A 4,296-nucleotide genomic window follows, 5' to 3' on the forward strand; every position below is an offset into this window, starting at 1 on the left:
GGCCACCCTCACCCGCCTCCTGGCCGCCCTCGACGGCGATGCCCTGGACGCCGCGATCGGCGCCTACCTGGCCCAAGACCACCACACCGACGTCGCCACCACCGGCTCGGCACCGCCGCCGGCGATCGCGGTGGACGGCAAGGCCCTGACCGGCTCCGCGCACCCAGGCCGGCGCCACCGGCACCTGCTATCCGCCGTCACCCACCGTCCCACCGTCACCCTGGCCCAGCGGGAGGTACGGGCGAAGACCAACGAGACGGCCGCCTTCCGCCCGCTGCTGGAGCCACTCGATCTGACCGGCACCGTGGTCACCTTCGACGCCCTGCACAGCGTCAAGGACCAGGTGCGCTGGCTGGTCCAGGAGAAGAAGGCCCACTACATCGCGGTGATCAAGGGGAACCAGCCGACCGCGTCGTCCCAGCTCAAGGCTCTGCCATGGGAACAAGTACCCGTCGCGCATACCGCATCGGGGACCGGGCACGGCCGGCGGGAGTCCCGCTCGGTCAAGACGATGGCCATCGCGGCGAACCTGGGCGGGATCGCCTTCCCGCAAGCACGACTGGCCCTGCGCGTCCACCGGCGCCGCCAAGAGCCCGGCAAGCGGCAGACCCGGGAAACGGTCTACGCCGTCACCAGCCTCGACACCCACCAGGCCAGCCCCTCTGACCTGGGAGGATACGTGCGCGGGCACTGGGCAATCGAAAACGCCAGCCACCACGTCAGAGACGTGGTCTTCGCCGAGGACGCCTCCACCGTCCACACCAGCAGCCCACCACGGGTAATGGCCGCCTTGCGAAACCTGGCCATCGGCAGGCTGCGCCTACTCGGAACGGACAACATCGCCAAGACCACCCGAGCGATCCGGGACGCGCCCGAACACGCCCTTTGGATCTGGGGCATCACCGACAGCCCACTCCTACCAGGAACTTGAAACCACCGTGATGCCATCGCGCGTCGCGTACGGCAGCGGGTCCTCGGCGCCACTCTCCCCGGGACCCCGAGCGTTCGGCACCGTTCCGGCGGCCGGCCGCCCGTATCAGCGGCCTTCGGCTCACCGCCATGATGGTCGTCCCCGCACGCGGCGGATCTCCCCGCGCGGGGCCGGGGGCCTTCATCCGGGCTGGAGCCGGGTGACGGACGACGCCGTGGCGTCCCCTGTGTGCACCCCTGGGGTGGCCGCAGGCCCCGGATGTGCCGCCACGGGGAGGTGGCGGCACATCCTGCAGGCGGGCCGCTGGCTCAGGCCGGTGTCAGTTGCCATTGCTGGTTGGTGCCATTGTTGGCGGTCCACTGCACGACTTGGGCGCCGTCGCTGGTCGACTGGCCGTACACGTCGGCGGCCAGGCTGCTGGCGCGGCTGACGATGGTGTAGTAGCCGTCGCCGGTGGGCCGGAGGTACCACTGCTGGTTGGTGCCGCCGTTGGCGGACCACTGCTGCAGTTGCAGTCCGGCCGTGGTGGAGGAGGCGTTGACGTCGAGCATTTTGCCGCTCGCGGTGTATCGCAGGGTGTAGGCGCCGTCCTGGGCGGAACCGAGGGTCCAGGTCGCGTTCCCGGTTTGCTGGACGGCCTTGGCGCCGTCGGCCGTGGAGTTGCCGGTGATGGCGAGCGGTTTGCCGCTGTTGCGGTTGACGATGCGGTACGTGCCCGGCGCGGGACCGGTGCTCCCGCCGCCGCTCAACGTGAAGTACTCGACCGCGTCGCTGAACACGGTCGTCCCGGCTTTGCTGGTGGACAGGACGAGGTAGACCCGTGAGCCGCTGGACGGCGCGGTGAACGACACGGTCTGCGTCGCCTTCGAGCCGAGCGGGACGGTGAGGGTGGTGTTCCCGGAGGCGATCACCGGGCCGGTGGCGCTGTCGAGGCGGGCGCTCCAGGCGAAGCCCACGGCGGTGCCGGTGAAGTCGTCGTTGAACACCGAGATCGTACGGTTCACGGTGCTGTTGGCGGCGTATCCGGGGGCCGCTTGCGGGAGCGGGAAGGTGCCGTTGGAGTCCGACACACCGGAGGCCGACCAGTAGGGCAGGTCGATCGCGGCGACCGGGTTGAACGCGGCCTGGATGCGCTGGATCTGCGGATTGCTCCACGGGTCGGAGAGGTTGTCGGCGCCGTAGACGGGATGGCCGCCCTCTTCGGGGGTGAAGTCGGTGGTGCGGACGCCGGGTATGACGCCCGCCCAGGCGGACAGCAGGGTGTAGGGGCGCAAGTCGCTGGCGTCCTTGCCGCGCTTGGCCGCCATCGTGGTGGCGAACCACTCGAAGCCCTGCTTGGTGTTGCACTTCGGCCAGATGTACTCGCCCTCGCCGTCGGGCCGGCCGGGCACCGACACGACCTTCTCGCCGTAGGTGCCGAAACCGTCCAAGTAGTGCCCGAAGACATCGAAGTTGGCGTACGTCATGGTGGGGTAGGGGTTGGCCGGGGCGCCGACCCACGCGTCGACGCTGACCGGCCGGGTGCCGTCGTTGCCGTTCATCGCCGCGTACAGGTCCTTCTCGAAGTGCTCCGAGTCCATACCGCTGCTGCCGGGCTCGTTGCTCTGGCTCCAGCGGATGATCGCCGGGTGGTTGCGGTCGCGCAGGGTCAGCGCGCGGGCGTGGTCGACCATGTTGTCGTGCCCGGCGACGAAGTCCTGAAGGCTGTTGGAGCCGCGGATGCCGGTCTCGTCGATGATCATCAGGCCCATCTCGTCGGCCACGTCGAGCATGTAGGGGCTGGCCGGCTCCTGATGAATGCGGACCACGTTGTAGTTGAGCAGCTGGTAGTTGTCGACCGCCTGCGGCCAGCCACCGTTTCCCGAGGAGGGCGCGAGGAAGCCGGGCAGGGTGTCGTAGGCGTCGCCCTTGCCGCCGTTGTTGATGCGGTCGAAGTCCGCGCCCTGGAGGTTGTCGCCGCGGAAGTTCACCCGCACGCCGTTGAGGTAGTAGTACTCGCCGTTCTGGCTGCTCTCCCGGAATCCGAAGCGGTAGGTCGCGTCGCTGGTGCGGCCGTCGTCGGTCGCCGCGTGGACCGTCAGGCGGTGCAGTTGGGCGCGATACCCCTGCCGGTAGGGGACGTTGGGCCACCAGTACGAGGAGGAGCCCAGGTTCCACGCCACCGGCCCGACCGTCACCTTGACGGTCGAGTGGGCGGCCACGGTCACCGTGCTGCTCGGCAGCGCCGGATAGTTGAACGACGTGGCGGTGTCCGATGCGAGCGAACCGGTCAGCGTCACTGTCCGCGCGGCGCCGGAGGTGTTGGTCACCGACGCGTCGTAGGTGAGGGTCTGATTGGCCACGGACGTACGGACGAACGTGTCGCTGACGTACACCGCCGGATACACGCGCAGGAACGCCGAACGGAAGATGCCCTGCGGTACGGCCTCGGCCCAGTCGGCCGCGTCGGGCACCAGATACCTGCCGTTCGCGGAGTTCTTCAGGGCGCCCCTGCCCTTCACATCGACCGTGATGGTGTGCGTGGTGCCCGGTGCCGCGTACGCGCTGATGTCGAAGTTCGACGGTGTGAAGGCGGTGGTCCTGGTCGCCACCGTCCGCCCGTCGACCGACAGGGTCGCCTGGTGGTTCACCGCGCCGAACTCGATCCACGTCGACTGCGGCTGCCCGGAGTCCGGCACGGTGATGGTGCGGGAGTACACCGCCTCGTTCACATCGGTGAAGCCCTGCTTGTACCAGCCGCCGCCCGGCACGGTGATCGACGTCGCCGACCGGCCCGCCGGGGTGAAGCCCCACGTGCCGGCCAGGTCGACCGAGGCGATCGCGGCGTTGCCCGCGGTGACGCCATCGGTGCCGGAGGCCGGCGAGGCAACGGCCGCCGTAGGTCGAGGGGCGGCCGCCGCGGCCGGCTGCGTTCCCACTGCGCCGGTCAGCAGCGCCACGGCGGCCACGCACCACAACGCCGGGCGTCGGCGGCGCGGCGGCCGATGGTGTTGTCGCATCACACATCCCTCTTTCGCTGGGGGACGGGGAACGGGAGACGGTCAGGCGGCCCGCACACCCGTCACCGCGCGGGCCGGCCGGATCGGCCGGAAGGGATCAGTGCACCGGTGACGGCAGCAAGGGCACGCCGCGTCCGGCCCCGGCCGACGGGTCCGATCGTCATGTGGGGATCCCCTCTGCTGATCACCGCGGTGCCACCGGTGGGAGCGCTCCCACACCATAGTGCCCAGCGGGGCATCCGTGAATGCCCCCGTCGCACCCTGTTGCCGAAGCCCAGGAGCGGACCCCGCTTCCGCTCCCGCGCGTGGCCGATGCTGTTGGAGGTCCTGCCGTCGAGGGCGGCCAGGAGGCGGGTGAGGGTGGCA

At 70.1% G+C, this 4,296-nt stretch carries 2 protein-coding genes; one reads left to right on the forward strand and one right to left on the reverse strand.

Annotated elements, in window-relative coordinates; all coding sequences use genetic code 11:
- A partial coding sequence (locus tag ACWC21_RS41235) for an ISAs1 family transposase (protein ID WP_450889971.1) occupies positions 1 to 931 on the forward strand: 931 nt, incomplete at its 5' end.
- Between the two features lie 308 nt (positions 932 to 1,239).
- Here the strand turns inward: ACWC21_RS41235 and ACWC21_RS41240 are convergent.
- Entirely contained in the window at positions 1,240 to 3,930 is a 2,691-nt protein-coding gene (locus tag ACWC21_RS41240) for an RICIN domain-containing protein (protein WP_450889973.1), read from the reverse strand.
- Positions 3,931 to 4,296 lie beyond the last annotated feature (366 nt).

It is taken from the genome of Streptomyces sp. NPDC001348 (assembly GCF_053597535.1).